Raw genomic sequence first — 13,677 nt, forward strand, 5'->3', positions numbered from 1 at the left:
ATATGAGCCGTTTGATCGTCGTTTCCAATCGCACGCCGGGAAAAGGCCCCGCCGCGGGCGGCTTGGCTGTTGCCTTGCGCAAGACCCTCAGCGAACGCGAAGGCTTCTGGTTCGGCTGGTCGGGGCGCCTGGTCGAGCAGCCCGAGCGCGAGGCGCGCTTCGAGGATATCGATGGCCTCTCCGTCGCCCAGATCGATCTGACGCGCGACGATCACCACGATTATTATGCCGGTTTTTCCAACTCGATCCTGTGGCCCAGCTTCCACCTGCGGCTCGATCTCGCCACCATCGAGGCCCATTGGTATGAGGGCTATCGCCGCGTCAATGTGCAATTCGCCCGCGCCCTGCTGCCCCTGCTCAAGCCCGATGACGTGATCTGGGTGCATGATTATCACCTGATCCCGCTGGCCAGCGAATTGCGCAATCTGGGCGCCCGCAACCGCATCGGATTTTACCTCCACATCCCCTTCCCCACCTCCGACGCGCTCTACGCCATCCCCCACCACAATGACCTGATGCGCGACCTGTCGCGCTACGACCTCGTGGGCATGCAGGCCAAGCGCGACGTCGCCGCCTTCACCGAATTCGCCGATCACCAATCGCCCTCCTCGCTCTCGGGCAATCCGCTCAAAACGGTGGACTTCAGCCGCACGGAGGTAGATTCCTTCCCCATCGGCTCGGATCCCGACGCCTTTGCCAAGCTCTCGGTCAGCCCCGCCGCGACCAAGATGGTCAAGCGCATGGAGCGCGTGCTGCGCGAGCAAAAGCTGATCCTGGGCGTCGACCGGCTCGATTATTCCAAGGGCCTACCGCAACGCGTCGAAGCCTATGAAAAGCTGCTCGCCAACAATGCCCGCTTCCGCCGCCACGTGCATATGCTGCAGGTGGCGCCGCCCTCGCGCGACACCATCAAGGAATATCAGGAAACCAGCGACGCCCTCGACGCCATGTGCGGCCGCGTCATGGGCCGCTTTGCCGAACCCGACTGGCAACCCCTGACCTATGTCAAACGCGCCTATGGCCAACCCAGCCTTGCCGGGCTCTATCGCCTCGCCAAGGTGGCCCTGGTCACCCCGCTGCGCGACGGCATGAACCTGGTGGCCCACGAATATGTCGGCTCGCAAAACCCCGCCGATCCAGGCGTACTGGTGCTCTCGCGCTTCGCCGGCGCCGCCGAGATTTTCGATGGCGCCATCGAGGTCAATCCTTTCGACACCGACGAAACGGCCGAAGCCCTGCGCATCGCGCTGGACATGCCGCTCGACGAACGCATCGCCCGCTGGACCTCGCTCATGGCAGCCGCCCGCGAGCACAATGTCGAAGCCTGGGCCGCCCGCTTCCTCGATCGTCTGGCGCCGGCCACTACCGCCGGCAGCGGCACCAGGGATATTCTCTATCTTGCATCGGTAGCGTGATCGAAAGAGACCCCAGCCCTACCCCGAAATCCAGGGGCTCCCCGAAGCCTCCAGCAGCGTCACCAGCACCCCATTCATCGGCGTCGGAATCCCGTGCTTGCGGCCCAGCCGCACGATCACCCCATTGCGGGCGTCCACCTCGAGCTGGTGACCAGCCAGCCGGTCGGCGTGGAAGGAGCCGGCCACGGCGCCCTCCCGCATGGCCTTTGCTGCCTCAACCGCATTGTCGATGACCGATTGGGGGATCGTCGCACCCTCGGCCCGCCCCACCGCCGCACATTCTTCCACCACGCCCCGCACAATGCCTTCCAGCGCCGCGTTCCACACCGGCCCCGTCGCCCGCAGGGTCAGCGTCGGCACGATGGTGTGGCTATTGCCGGTCAGCTTGATCCACAGCTGCGATGTAAAATCCTCATGCGCCGCCGCTTCGATCTCGGTCTTGGCAAACAGCGCCGCGAAATCTTCGCCATTCGGCCCGGCCGGCACCGCGATAATGCCATGCCGGTGCTGCACGATCTGCCCCGGCGCATTGCGCACCGCCGGCAGGTTGATCATAACCGGCACAATATTCTGAGCGGGCACCAGATGGGCAAACAGCTGCACATGCTCGACGCCATTCTGCACGATTGCCACCCGCGTCTGCGGCCCCACCAACCGTTCCAGCCAGGGCTTGGTGGCATCGGCATCATAGGTCTTGGTGCAGACCAGAACCCAGTCCACCACCCTGGCCTCGGCGGGATCGGTGAAAATCTCGGGCTGGGCCGTGATCACCCCTTCTGGCGTCTCGACCCGCAATTCATCAAACGGCGTCCGCGCGCAGACACTCACCGAGAGCGCCGCATCCTGCGCCAGCCATGCGGCCAGCGTCCCCCCGATCGCGCCCGGTCCAATAATGGCGATTGTCGTCATGGCAGCCTCCAAAAGCAAAAAGGGCGGCCACTGGGGCCGCCCTCTTCATATCCGATTCCGTGCCGCTTTATGCGCGGCCGCGCTGGCGATCCACATTGGAGCGGCCATTGGTGCGGGCTGCATCCTTCTGGGCCTTGCCCCAGCGCTGCTTCTTGGCGTCGGGCTTGGCGCCGATCGGCTTGCCGGTTTCAAGATCGCGGCGCACGCGATTGACCTGGCCCTCAGGCCGGGCAGCGCGGGGCGCCTCGGCCGGACGGGTGCGGGCAGCTTCCACCGGACGGGTCCGACCAGCTTCAGCCGGACGGGCACGCGGCGTTTCCGACGGCTGGTGATGCGGCTGGCTCTTGCCCTCACTGCCGAATTCCGCAAAGGGACGACGCTCGGCGGGCGAACGGCGATCCACCTGCTGGCGCGGGTTCTTGGCCGAACGCGGACCCGGACGGCCACCGGAGGGCTTCTTGTAAGCTGAACGCGGTGCTTCATTGACGCCGGTATCATTGCCCAGATGCAGGTCGCCCGACACCGGCAGCGTGCGGCGGATCAGGCGTTCCACATCGCGCAGCTTGCCGCGCTCGGTGCCATCGCACAGGGTAATGGCAATGCCCGAAGCCCCGTTACGGCCGGTGCGGCCAATACGGTGCACATAATTTTCCGGGTCATCCGGCAGCTCGTAATTCACCACATGGGTGATGCCGGGCACGTCGATGCCGCGGGCGGCGATATCGGTCGCCACCAGGATGCGCACGTCGCCGGAAGCAAAGCCCTTGAGCGCATTCTGGCGCGCATTCTGGCTCTTGTTGCCATGGATCGCTGCGGCCTTGTGGCCATCGAGATCGAGATTCTTGGCGACGCGGTCGGCGCCATGCTTGGTGCGCGAAAAGATGATCACGCGTTCCATATTTTCGGTTTCGCTGGCGAGCAGCTCGTTGAGCACGCCGCGCTTGGCCTTGGCGCCGGAAAGGATCACGCGCTGGTCGATCTTGACCACGGTGGAGCCGGCAACCGAAGCGTCAACCCGCACCGGATCGTTCAGCAGGCCCTTGGCCAGATCCGCGATCTCGGGCGCCATGGTGGCGGAGAACAGCATGGTCTGGCGGCGCTGGCCGATAGCCTTGGCAATGTGCTTGACCGGGGCGATGAAGCCCATGTCGAGCATGCGGTCGGCCTCGTCGAGCACCAGCCAACGGGTTTCGTTCAGCTTGATCTTGCCGTCATCCATCAGGTCCTTGAGACGGCCCGGGGTGGCAACGACGACGTCGACGCCCTTGGCAATCTTCTGCACCTGGTGATAGCGCGACACGCCGCCCAGCACGAGCACGGTGGACAGCGCCATCTTGGAGCCAGCAAATTTGCGGATATTTTCGTCGATCTGCACGGCCAGTTCACGCGTCGGCGCCAGGATCAGCGCGCGGGTGGTCATCGGCCGGGCTTTGCCGGTCAGCGTCAGCAGACCCGCCAGGATCGGCAGGCCGAAAGCAGCAGTCTTGCCCGAACCGGTCTGGGCAATACCCATCAGGTCCTTGCCTTCGAGCAGCTTGGGAATGGCCTGGGCCTGGATCTTGGTGGGCACGGTGAAACCGCCAGCGGTGAGGCTGTCGGTCAGAACGGCGGGCAGGCCGAGAGAAGTAAAATCAGTCAATGTTTAGTCTTTCTGCGCATCAAGCGCATGGCGGCGCGCAGAACAATGCAGCGCGCATGTCGCCAGCCGCACCTGCGGTGGCGAGGGTCAACAAACGCAATCGGGCGATAAAAGGGAGATATCGCGCGGGTGCTGGCTCGAACCCGGACATACTGTTTTCCGGGCTGACTTCGCCGCTCACCGCTAGGATCGATAAGAAGAGAAGTCCGTCGCTGATAGGCTTGCTGGCAATGTCCAGCTGCGACGATGCTGCCTAAATGGGGGAAGCGAGCTGAAATAGCAAGGCAATTCGTGTTTTGCGGATGCATGGCGGGGTTGCGTGTGCGGGATTGGGGCTCTCTCAGAGTGAGATCGCACCACAACCACAAGGCGGTCCCTCCCCCTATCAGGGGGAGGCTAGGAGGGGGTATCCCCCTTCAAATCCCGCCATACCAATCATAGCCATTGTCCGGCCAATACCCGCCCTTGCCCTGCCCGAACGGCGACAGGTCATCCACCAGCTCGATCGTGTGCACATATTTAGGCTGCTTATACCCCAGCGCCCGCTCGATCCGCACCCGGATCGGCGCGCCATTGGCCACCGGCAGCGTCTGATCGTTCAGCCCATAAGCCAGGATCGTCTGCGGATGATAGGCGTCGATCAGGTCCGAACTCTCATAATAGAGAATGTCCCCAGCCAGCGACGTCTGGATATTGTCGTAGCAATGATAGACGCAGAACCGCGCCTCGGGCTTCACCCGTGCCATATCCAGCACCGCCCCCAGCCGCGTGCCGGTCCACTTGGCAATACAGCTCCAGCCCTCGACGCAATCGTGCCGCGTGATCTGGCTGCGCGCCGGCATATTGCGCAATTCGGCCAGCGAGAACGAAACCTCCTGCTCCACCATCCCCTTGATGGTCAGCTTGTAATTGGCAAAATCCGCGGCCCGCAGCGCGGAATATTCCGCCGTGCTCGGATTGGTCGACCCATTGGGCCGCTGGCCCTGGCGGATTTCGCTGGGCGAATATTCGCGCGCCAATGTCTGCGCCCCGATCAGCCGCCGCTGCACCTGATAGGTCAGCACATTGGCCTGTTCGAGCACCGCCCGAACCTGATTATCCCGCTGCCCCAAAAAGTCGAACTGGTCACACCCCGACAGGATCAACCCCGACCCAGCCGCAGCCGAGGCGCCCAGAAACTTGCGGCGATTGAGCTTGAACCCGCTCATGGCTTGTCTCCTCCACTGGCCGGCGTGCCGGGGCTGGCGCGATACCAACCGGTAATCATCGAGCGCAGCTCATTGAGTGGTCCGGCCGCCAGCACCATGGCGATATGGATGATGAAGAACCCCACCAGCAGCACCATGACCACGAAATGGATCGTCCGCGCCGTCTGCCGCCCGCCAAAAATATCGAGCAGGAACGGCGCAATGGAATTCATGCCCGGCGACATGGTCAGCCCCGTCAAAACGATCAACGGAAAGAGGATGAAGAACACGCCGAAATAGCTCAGCTTCTGCAGCGGTCCATAGCTGCGGCCATGGTGAAACCGCAGCCGCGCATGGTCGGCCACATCCTTGGGCACCCCTTTGAGATCGTCACCCAGCGGCACGATATCGCGGCGAATATGCCCATTGATGAAGCTGGCCAGAAACCAGACGAACATGGTGAAAACGAACACCCAGCCAAAAAAGAAATGCACCACCCGCCCCGTCGCCAGGTCGCGATAGGAGGGAATGGTCACCGCACCGGGGAACGCCGTAAATTGCGGCTGCTCCGCTGGCCCGCTCATGCCCAGCACGCCGGTCGTGTCGAATGTCTGCCCGAACAAAGTCGTCTGCCCGCGCGCGCCGGCATCGGTGTTGACCGCGCCGATCTCCAGCACCGCATTGTCGAACTCGAAGCCCGATTGCTGCCCGATATACAGCGCGGGATGCGCATTGAAGATCTGCAGCCCCGACAGCAGCAGGAAGAACAGACAGATGGCCCATAGCCAATGGGTCACCCGCGTCCAGATCGATTGGCGATAGATCAGCGGGCCTTTGCCCGCCCGATCTGAAATTGTCTGCTCGCTCATCCATACCCCTCCGCGCAGTTGCCCCGCGCAGTCCGTAGCAACGGTACCGCGCGGGGAAAGCGTCGAACATCACTTAAACGTTATTGCGCTGCCGGCGCCATGGCACCGGTTTCCATGCCCATCGACTTGATGGCGCCCATCACATCCATACCCTGATGCAAGCCGTGGCAGGCCGCCATGGCCGCCTCCATGGCGGCAGGAAAGGTCATGGTCGCGGCTTGCTCGTTGCACGACTTGAAATCGGCATCGCTGATCGGCGTCATTGAGCCCATGGCGTCAGCCGGAGCCATGGCACCCATGGCACCGGCGGGAGCCATCGCGTCATTGGCCATTGCGCCTGCGGCCGGGGCCATGGCGTCCTCCGCAAAGCTTGGCGCTGCAGCAAAGGTGAAGGCGGCAATCGCCGCCAGGGAAAGTGTGCGCAGAGTGTGTGTCACGAGCTGTCTCCAGAATTTTGACCACGCCCCATCGCGCGGTTCATGCCCTGCCATTCGCCCTGTCTGGTGCCGACGTTACGCGGTCACGGCGTCGTGATCCGGAATTCTGCGTTTCATAGTTCGTCGCCCGATGTAACAATACGGCCCGAGGGAGCGAATGATGGGCAATGCAGACTGATCCCACCGAGATGCGATTGCGCAGCCTGATGCTCGCTTCGCTTGACGGCGATGCTGCGGCCTATCGGTCGCTGCTGGCCGAACTCGGCCGTCACCTGCGCCCCTATTTCGCCCGGCGGCTCACCCCCGCCTTTGCCGCGCACGCGGAGGATCTCGTGCAGGAGACCTTGCTGGCCATTCACACCCGACGTCTGACCTATGATCGCAACCGCCCGTTCACGGCCTGGCTGCATGCGGTGGCGCACCACAAATTCGTCGATCATGTGCGCCGCCAGTCGATCCGGCTGACCGTGCCGCTTGAGGACGACGCCCCAATTATCGCCCATGACGACAGCGCCGACGCCCTCGCCCGCCACGACCTCAACGTGGTGCTGGAAACCGTCCCCGCCCGCACCGGCGATCTCATTTATCGCACCAAGGTCGATGGCGCCTCCGTTGCCGAGGCCGCTGCCGCCCATGGCATGACCGAAACAGCCGCCAAAGTATCCATCCATCGCGGGCTCAAAGCGCTCGCCATGCGCTTTGCGGGAGGTCCGAAATGACCGACGAGCTGATTGCCCGCCTCGCATCCGACCTCAAGCCCGTGCGCCGCACGGCCATGCAGCGCCTGCTGCTGGGCGCAGTGGTGCTGAGCGGCATTATCGCCGTCCTCGCCATGAACATGTGGCTGGGCATGCGCCCGGACATGGAGACCGCGCCGGCCACGATGATGTTCTGGAGCAAGTTCACCTATACGCTGGCAATCGCCGTGTTCGGCTTCTGCGCCACGCTGGTATTGGCCCGGCCCGATGGCCGCACCCGCTGGCCCTGGCTGGCAGCGCTGGCTTTACTGGGCCTGTTGCTCATCGGCGCAGTGTTCCAGCTCACCCGTGCCGAACCGGGCGAGATGATGCCGCTGATTGTGGGCGGCACCTCGCTGGTCTGCCCATGGCGCATCGTCGTGCTGTCGCTGCCGGTGCTGTTCGCCGCCATCTTCGTGCTGCGCCGCCTGGCGCCGGCCAATCCGCCCCTGGCCGGCTTTGCCGCCGGCATCATGGCCGGCGGCACCGGCGCCTGGGTCTATTCCTTCGCCTGCGCCGAAAACGGCATGATGTTCGTCGCGCTGTTCTACACGCTGGGCATCGTGCTGGTCGGCGGCCTGGGCGCGCTACTTGGACGCTTCCTGCTGCGCTGGTAGACCGCTATTCCTCGCGCGCCGCCCAATTCATGCCGCGCCGCAGGATCGTTGCCATTTCGGGCACGTCGAACTCCTTGGCCGAATGGCCGAGCGTCGAATGAAACACCCGCCCGGCGCCATGCCGGCGCTTCCACACCACGGGCATCACCACCCCATCGATCCAGGGGGCATGTTCACCGGTAAAGGTCGTGGTCGCCAGCACCTCGTTGGAGGGGTCGACATGCATGTAATATTGCTCGGACGTATAGGGAAATGAGCTGATCCCGGCCATGATCGGATCGTCCGGCTTGGTCACATCAACCTTGAAATCGATGATATTGCCGGGATGGGCCACCCATTGCCCGCCCACCATGAATTGATAATCCACCGCCTCGCGGAAGGCGTCGCTCATCCCGCCATGATGCCCGGCCAGGCCCACGCCGCCTTCCACCGCCTTGGTCAGGTTCGCCACCTCTTCGGCCGCGATCTTGCTCATCGTGTAGATCGGAATGATCAGCGACAGATCATGGATCGACGGATCGGCAAAGGCGCTGGTTTCGGTGGCGGTGCGCACCGAATAGCCATCCTCGTGCAGCCAGCGGCGATAGATGGCCGCGCATTCCTCCGGATCATGGCCTTCCCAGCCGCCATAAACAATCAAAGCACTCCGCATAGCCAATTCCCCGCAAATCAAAACGCGGCGGAGCTTATCGCAATGCGTTCTGATTGGAACCCTCGGCAGCGCCGCCGAAAATTGACCAAAAGGTCCACTTTCGTCCGTCACGAAGACCTGTTTAACTGCTCTCTCATCGCGGCCGGCGGGAAGGCGGTCGCGGGTCGCCGTCAAAAGCAATCAAAGGGACAACAGGGATGAAAAAGCTACTTCTGGGCGCCACGGCGCTAACCCTCTGCGCCGGTTTTTCCAGCGCGGCCTATGCCGATTTCACGCTCAATATCTTGCACATCAACGATTTCCACTCCCGGTTCGACCCGATCACCGGCACCGATTCCAATTGCGACGCCGAAACCGACGCAGCCGGGGAATGCTTTGGCGGCATTGCGCGCCTCAAGACCATTATCGACGATACCCGCGCCAAATACGCCTCCGGCAATTCGCTGCTGCTCTCGGCCGGCGACAATTTCCAGGGCTCGCTCTATTACACCACCTACAAATCCAAGGTCGTCTCCGACTTCTTCAACCAGATGGGCTTTGACGTGGTCGCCACCGGCAATCACGAATTCGACGATGGCCCCGAAGAATTCCTCAAATTCATCGAAGCCGCCAAATTCCCCATCATTGGCGGCAATTTCGACGTCAGCCGCGATGAGAACCTGCGCGGCAAGATCAAGGGCTCCTTCGTCATCGAAGTGGGCGGCGAAAAGATCGGCATTATCGGCGCCACCACCGAGGACACGCCCGATATCGCCTCGCCCGGCCCCAATATCGAATTCACCGATGTGATCCAATATGTGCGCGGCGCCTCCGAAGCGCTCGACGCAGCCGGCGTCAACAAGATCATCTTGCTCAGCCATATCGGCTACACGGTAGACCAGCAGGTCGCCGCCGCCCTGCCACTGGTGGACGTCATCGTGGGCGGGCATTCCCATACCCTGCTCTCCAACACCGCCGAGGGCGCTGCCGGCCCCTATCCCACCATGGTCACCAACCCGGACGGCGTCGAAGTCCCCGTGGTGCAGGCCAACCAATATGGCAAATATCTGGGCGACATCGCCATCACCTGGGACGACAATGGCGTCGTCACCAAGGCCGAAGGCGAACCCTTCCTGATCGACGCTTCGGTCAAGGGCAATGAAGACTTCAAGGGTCAATTGGCCGAACTGGCCGGCCCGATCGAAGCGGCCATGGGCGAGGTCATCGGCACCGCCACCGCCCCGCTCGAAGGCGCCCGCGAAGTCTGCCGCGCCATGGAATGCTCGATGGGCAACCTGCTCGCCGACGCCATCCTCGACCGTGTCGCCGACCAGGGCGCCACCATCGCCTTCCAGAATGGCGGCGGCATCCGCGCCTCCATCGATGCCGGCGAAATCACCGTAGGCGACGTCATCACCGTGCTGCCCTTCTCCAATACCCTGGCCACCGTGCAGGTCTCGGGCGGCGACGTCATCGAAGCGCTCGAAAACGGCGTCAGCGACGTCGAAAACGGCGCCGGCCGCTTCGCCCAGGTATCAGGCCTCAAATATTCGTTCGACCTCAAGCAACCCGCCGGCAGCCGTGTCAGCGACGTGCAGGTCAAGGATGGCGACGCCTGGGTGCCGATCGACGAGGAGGCCAGCTACACCGTGGTCACCAACAATTACGTCCGCGGCGGCGGCGACGGCTACGAAGCCTTCGCCAACGGCGAAAACCCCTACGATTTCGGCCCCCCGCTCGAAGAAGTCGTCGCCGACTACATCGCCAAGCTGGGCGGCGAATACACCCCCTACACCGATGGTCGTATCACCGAGATCAAGTAGGTTTCGGTTCAGCACAAACACGAAGGGCGCCCGCGGGCGCCTTTTTTGTTGCTTCGACCTCAGCCCAACCACAGTGTCATCCCCGCGAAAGCGGGGACCTCTGTTTGCTTGGAGAGCCCGGGAAACGGAGGTTCCCGCTTTCGCGGGAATGACACCGTGGGTGGGTAAATTGCCCTCAAACCCGCTTTGCCAACTGCCCCCAGGCCAAAAGAATAATCACCGCGCCCACAATGGCCCCGATGAAATTGGCGCCATCGCCCGGCCCATACCAGCCCACGGCCTGCCCCAACCACGTCGCCAGCACCGAGCCGACAATGCCCAGCACCGTCGTCAGGATAAACCCGCTCGGCTTGCGATCCCCCGGCGTGATCCACTTGGCAATCAGCCCCGCGAAAAACCCGATGATGATGGCCCACACAATACTCATGACGACGCTCCTGATTTCGTTGCTGGGTAAATCGGTACCTGCCGCCACGGTTGCAAGCGTGGCAAGAAAAAGGGACACCAGATCAGTTGGGGACGGCAGCAGCCTAGCAAACGGTCTCTAAAAATTCGGCCGCAATCCGGTTCATATCCTCTAAGCTGAAGGCCGCTGTGAGTAGCGGATCGCCGAAGAAGTTGGCCGGGTCTAAGTTCGGTATTTTTTTCGAGTATAGGTAGGGGTACCCGGCGACCGTCTCGTAAGTCATACTCTCGATGGCAATCGCATCTAACCAGCCCGCCTGAGTGCTGTAACTGAGCCCTTCGCCATTCCTAAGTTTGGAGGCGAATGCATACTTGCAGTGGTCAACTTTTTTGACCCAGTATTCTTTGTATCCCAGGCTAGGGTCTGCTCCCTTTTTCCGTATCTCGTAGGCGCCATCGCCTGTCCGCACAGTGACAATGACAATGTCCCCCAAGTCGAGTTCACCCGGGGTGACCCCGGCTAAAATGAGCGCAACAGTGTCTAGTTCCGATCGGGCTGAGTCTGCCTGAGCGAATGCTGTTGCAGACATGGACAGGCAGATAGCCGCAGCAAGAACGAGGCGCATGGATCATCCGAGAAATCGTGACACAAAGGGAATCCCAGAATCGTACCCGGTCTCCATGACAAGAGCCACAGCCAGCCTAACTAATCCGTAGGAGGATGCGGCGGAGCAACGCCCCACCGTGCATCCCCTTGGCAGCCCTGCCCGCGATATTCACAGACAGCTAAAGGGCATGAGGCCCGCATCGCTGCGGGCCTCTTCGTTCATGACAAATGGCCTCAAACCTTATGCTCGCTCCGGTCCCGGTCCGTCACCACCGCCAGGTCCAGCACCTTCTGGATATTGGTCGCATGCCGGAAGCTGGGCTCGAGATTCTTCCCCGCCCGCACTGCTTCGACGAACCGCATGTAATTGGTCGGCACGGTCTCGACCTCGACCTCGGTCCAGGTGCCGGTTTCGGCATCCGCGCCCAGGCACGTGAACAACTTAGACCAATCGTGCCGGTGCTGCACCTCGACCGAACCCAGCTCGCCATAGACCCGCAGCCGCAATTCGTTGAAATGCCCGGTGGCCCAACGCGTGGCATGGATCACGCCCAGCGCGCCGTTTTCCAGCTGCGCCGTCATGGCAAAGCTGTCATTGGCGTCCAGGTCATATTCCCCGATGCGGTTATTTTCGGCCTTGTCGAACGTTTCCAGGCGGCAGAAAACCTTGGAAAAATCGCTGCCCGCGCCATAGGCGGCAAAATCCAGGATATGCACGCCGATATCGCCCAGCACGCCATTGGAGCCGTGCTTCTTGCTCAGCCGCCACAGCCACTGGCTCTCGGTGCGCCAATCGCCCCAGGCCTTGGAAACCAGCCAGCTCTGCAGATAGCTCGCCTCGAAATGCTTGACCTTGCCGACCGCGCCCGAAGCCACGATTTCGCGCGCCTTCTGCAATTGGCTGACATTGCGATAGGTCAGGTTGACCATATTGACCAGCCCAAGCCGTTCGGCCGTCTCGGTCATTTCCATGGCCTTGGCATGGTCGGTCGCCAGCGGCTTTTCGCAGAACACGTGCTTGCCGCCTTTGAGCGCGGCCATGGTCGTCGGATGGTGCACGCTATCGGGCGTCACATTGGCCACCGCGTCGAACTCGCCCCAGGCCAGCGCCGCATCGAGCGAGCCAAAACTACGCTCCATATTATGCGCCGCACAGAACGCCTCGACCCGCGCCGGGTCCACGTCCACGCCCCCCGCCAGGGTCACGCCCTCGATGGCAGCAAAATGCTTGGCATGTTGATTGGCCATGCCGCCGGTACCCAGAATGAGCAACCGCATCTTCGTTATTCCTTGATGGATCACCGCGGTGATCGCTGAGTCACTATCAATTCACCGGGTCATTCCCGCGCAAGCGGGAACCCCTGTTTGACTGCGCCATCGCACAACGGAGGTTCCCGCTTTCGCGGGAATGACCCAGTGGTAGATAACGGCGTCTGGCGCTCTGTTATTTAAAACCCTCTTCGCGGCCATGATGCAGCTTGGGCCCGCGTTCCACGATCTTCTCGATCGCCTCATCGACCGGCGTATTCGGCGCATCCAGCAATTGCGGGAACTGATTGGCGTTATACGCCCAGTTGACCGCATTGCGCAGCACCAGCCCGACCGTATCGTCATGATAGGTCGGATAGGTTTCGTGGCCGGGGCGGAAGTAGAAGATATTGCCCGCGCCACGGCGATAGGTCAGCCCGCTCCGGAACACTTCTCCGCCCTGGAACCAGGAGACGAACACGGTTTCTAGCGGCTCGGGCACGCTGAAGGGCTCGCCATACATTTCTTCCATTTCGAGTTCGAAATAGGCCGGCAGGCCCTTGGCGATCGGGTGGCCCGGATTGGTGACCCACAGCCGCTCGCGCTCACCGGCTTCACGCCAATGCAGCGCGCAGGGCGAACCCATCAGGCGCTTGAAAATCTTGGAGAAATGGCCCGAATGCAGCACGATCAGGCCCATGCCCTCCCAGACCCGCTTGGCGATGCGCTCGACGATCTCGTCCTTCACCTCGCCATGCGCCGCATGGCCCCACCACACCAGCACATCGGTCTCGGCCAGCGCCTCGACACTGCAGCCATGCTCGGGCTCCTGCAAGGTTGTGGTCTTGGTCACGATATTGCTGTCGCTCGACAGCAGCTTGGCGATCTGGTTGTGCATGCCGGTGGGGTAATTATCGGCCACGATCTTGTTCTTCTGCTCGTGGACATTTTCACCCCACACCAGGGTACGGATCGGCATTTGTAGTCTCCTGTAGATGCTAGAAAGTTGGCCCGCGGGCCAGGTTGATTGGTGCTGGTTCGGCCGGCTCAGTAGACCTCTTGGTGAGCTTGTCGAACCACGAGGGCGTGCCCCTGATCGCGCCACGACCTCACCCTTCGACGAGCTCAGGGTGAGGTCTACTTTTGGAATGCA

Annotated in this window: 14 protein-coding genes; 4 read left to right on the plus strand and 10 right to left on the minus strand. The window is 62.3% G+C overall.

What is annotated here, in order from left to right; all coding sequences use genetic code 11:
- Positions 1-2 precede the first annotated feature (2 nt).
- Complete coding sequence (locus tag ACI3KW_RS09640) at positions 3-1,415, plus strand: trehalose-6-phosphate synthase (RefSeq protein WP_404847894.1); 1,413 nt, start codon at positions 3-5, stop codon at positions 1,413-1,415.
- 18 nt (positions 1,416-1,433) lie between these two features.
- Here the strand turns inward: ACI3KW_RS09640 and ACI3KW_RS09645 are convergent, their stop codons facing one another.
- The 5 genes from ACI3KW_RS09645 to ACI3KW_RS09665 all read right to left on the minus strand — a co-directional run bounded on the left by ACI3KW_RS09645 (position 1,434) and on the right by ACI3KW_RS09665 (position 6,456).
- The gene (locus ACI3KW_RS09645; protein WP_404847895.1) at positions 1,434-2,324 is read right to left on the minus strand and encodes a 2-dehydropantoate 2-reductase; all 891 of its coding nucleotides are present in this window, start codon (positions 2,322-2,324) and stop codon (positions 1,434-1,436) included.
- Between the two features lie 67 nt (positions 2,325-2,391).
- Positions 2,392-3,963: a DEAD/DEAH box helicase gene (locus ACI3KW_RS09650; protein WP_404847896.1), complete on the minus strand. Its 1,572-nt coding sequence runs from the start codon at positions 3,961-3,963 to the stop codon at positions 2,392-2,394.
- A gap of 416 nt (positions 3,964-4,379) precedes the next feature.
- Positions 4,380-5,171, minus strand: coding sequence for a molybdopterin-dependent oxidoreductase (locus tag ACI3KW_RS09655; protein WP_113120846.1), 792 nt, complete (start codon positions 5,169-5,171; stop codon positions 4,380-4,382).
- Entirely contained in the window at positions 5,168-6,019 is an 852-nt protein-coding gene (locus ACI3KW_RS09660; RefSeq protein ID WP_404847897.1) for a cytochrome b/b6 domain-containing protein, read from the minus strand. The genes ACI3KW_RS09655 and ACI3KW_RS09660 overlap by 4 nt, the downstream gene beginning before the upstream one ends.
- A gap of 80 nt (positions 6,020-6,099) precedes the next feature.
- Positions 6,100-6,456 (minus strand): hypothetical protein, encoded by a 357-nt coding sequence (locus tag ACI3KW_RS09665; protein ID WP_404847898.1) that lies wholly within the window; start codon positions 6,454-6,456, stop codon positions 6,100-6,102.
- 167 nt (positions 6,457-6,623) lie between these two features.
- On the opposite strand from ACI3KW_RS09665, the gene ACI3KW_RS09670 reads away from it, so the two are divergent.
- Positions 6,624-7,175, plus strand: coding sequence for a sigma-70 family RNA polymerase sigma factor (locus tag ACI3KW_RS09670; protein WP_404847899.1), 552 nt, complete (start codon positions 6,624-6,626; stop codon positions 7,173-7,175).
- On the plus strand, positions 7,172-7,810 hold the full coding sequence (locus tag ACI3KW_RS09675; RefSeq protein WP_404847900.1) for a DUF1109 domain-containing protein: 639 nt from the start codon (positions 7,172-7,174) through the stop codon (positions 7,808-7,810). The genes ACI3KW_RS09670 and ACI3KW_RS09675 overlap by 4 nt, the downstream gene beginning before the upstream one ends.
- Before the next feature lie 4 nt (positions 7,811-7,814).
- Here ACI3KW_RS09675 and ACI3KW_RS09680 read toward each other — a convergent pair whose 3' ends face one another.
- Positions 7,815-8,462: a ThuA domain-containing protein gene (locus ACI3KW_RS09680; protein WP_262166232.1), complete on the minus strand. Its 648-nt coding sequence runs from the start codon at positions 8,460-8,462 to the stop codon at positions 7,815-7,817.
- 197 nt (positions 8,463-8,659) lie between these two features.
- On the opposite strand from ACI3KW_RS09680, the gene ACI3KW_RS09685 reads away from it, so the two are divergent.
- Positions 8,660-10,264: a bifunctional metallophosphatase/5'-nucleotidase gene (locus ACI3KW_RS09685; protein WP_404847901.1), complete on the plus strand. Its 1,605-nt coding sequence runs from the start codon at positions 8,660-8,662 to the stop codon at positions 10,262-10,264.
- Positions 10,265-10,439: 175 nt separating this feature from the next.
- Here ACI3KW_RS09685 and ACI3KW_RS09690 read toward each other — a convergent pair whose 3' ends face one another.
- The 4 genes from ACI3KW_RS09690 to ACI3KW_RS09705 all read right to left on the minus strand — a co-directional run bounded on the left by ACI3KW_RS09690 (position 10,440) and on the right by ACI3KW_RS09705 (position 13,503).
- On the minus strand, positions 10,440-10,691 hold the full coding sequence (locus tag ACI3KW_RS09690) for a GlsB/YeaQ/YmgE family stress response membrane protein (RefSeq protein WP_113123704.1): 252 nt from the start codon (positions 10,689-10,691) through the stop codon (positions 10,440-10,442).
- A 103-nt stretch (positions 10,692-10,794) separates the two neighbouring features.
- Entirely contained in the window at positions 10,795-11,295 is a 501-nt protein-coding gene (locus ACI3KW_RS09695) for a hypothetical protein (RefSeq protein WP_404847902.1), read from the minus strand.
- Between the two features lie 215 nt (positions 11,296-11,510).
- The gene (locus ACI3KW_RS09700; RefSeq protein ID WP_404847903.1) at positions 11,511-12,554 is read right to left on the minus strand and encodes a Gfo/Idh/MocA family protein; all 1,044 of its coding nucleotides are present in this window, start codon (positions 12,552-12,554) and stop codon (positions 11,511-11,513) included.
- A gap of 166 nt (positions 12,555-12,720) precedes the next feature.
- Entirely contained in the window at positions 12,721-13,503 is a 783-nt protein-coding gene (locus tag ACI3KW_RS09705; RefSeq protein WP_262166226.1) for a ThuA domain-containing protein, read from the minus strand.
- Positions 13,504-13,677 lie beyond the last annotated feature (174 nt).

It is taken from the genome of Devosia sp. ZW T5_3 (assembly GCF_044987315.1).
Lineage (GTDB): Bacteria > Pseudomonadota > Alphaproteobacteria > Rhizobiales > Devosiaceae > Devosia.

What these genes read in the sequence shown, in the direction of transcription:
- ACI3KW_RS09640 (WP_404847894.1), top strand. Translation starts at nt 3, where the DNA reads ATGAGCCGTTTGATCGTCGTTTCCAATCGCACGCCGGGAAAAGGCCCC.
- ACI3KW_RS09645 (WP_404847895.1), bottom strand. Translation starts at nt 2,324, where the DNA reads ATGACGACAATCGCCATTATTGGACCGGGCGCGATCGGGGGGACGCTG.
- ACI3KW_RS09655 (WP_113120846.1), bottom strand. Translation starts at nt 5,171, where the DNA reads ATGAGCGGGTTCAAGCTCAATCGCCGCAAGTTTCTGGGCGCCTCGGCT.
- ACI3KW_RS09660 (WP_404847897.1), bottom strand. Translation starts at nt 6,019, where the DNA reads ATGAGCGAGCAGACAATTTCAGATCGGGCGGGCAAAGGCCCGCTGATC.
- ACI3KW_RS09670 (WP_404847899.1), top strand. Translation starts at nt 6,624, where the DNA reads ATGCAGACTGATCCCACCGAGATGCGATTGCGCAGCCTGATGCTCGCT.
- ACI3KW_RS09675 (WP_404847900.1), top strand. Translation starts at nt 7,172, where the DNA reads ATGACCGACGAGCTGATTGCCCGCCTCGCATCCGACCTCAAGCCCGTG.
- ACI3KW_RS09680 (WP_262166232.1), bottom strand. Translation starts at nt 8,462, where the DNA reads ATGCGGAGTGCTTTGATTGTTTATGGCGGCTGGGAAGGCCATGATCCG.
- ACI3KW_RS09685 (WP_404847901.1), top strand. Translation starts at nt 8,660, where the DNA reads ATGAAAAAGCTACTTCTGGGCGCCACGGCGCTAACCCTCTGCGCCGGT.
- ACI3KW_RS09690 (WP_113123704.1), bottom strand. Translation starts at nt 10,691, where the DNA reads ATGAGTATTGTGTGGGCCATCATCATCGGGTTTTTCGCGGGGCTGATT.
- ACI3KW_RS09695 (WP_404847902.1), bottom strand. Translation starts at nt 11,295, where the DNA reads ATGCGCCTCGTTCTTGCTGCGGCTATCTGCCTGTCCATGTCTGCAACA.
- ACI3KW_RS09700 (WP_404847903.1), bottom strand. Translation starts at nt 12,554, where the DNA reads ATGCGGTTGCTCATTCTGGGTACCGGCGGCATGGCCAATCAACATGCC.
- ACI3KW_RS09705 (WP_262166226.1), bottom strand. Translation starts at nt 13,503, where the DNA reads ATGCCGATCCGTACCCTGGTGTGGGGTGAAAATGTCCACGAGCAGAAG.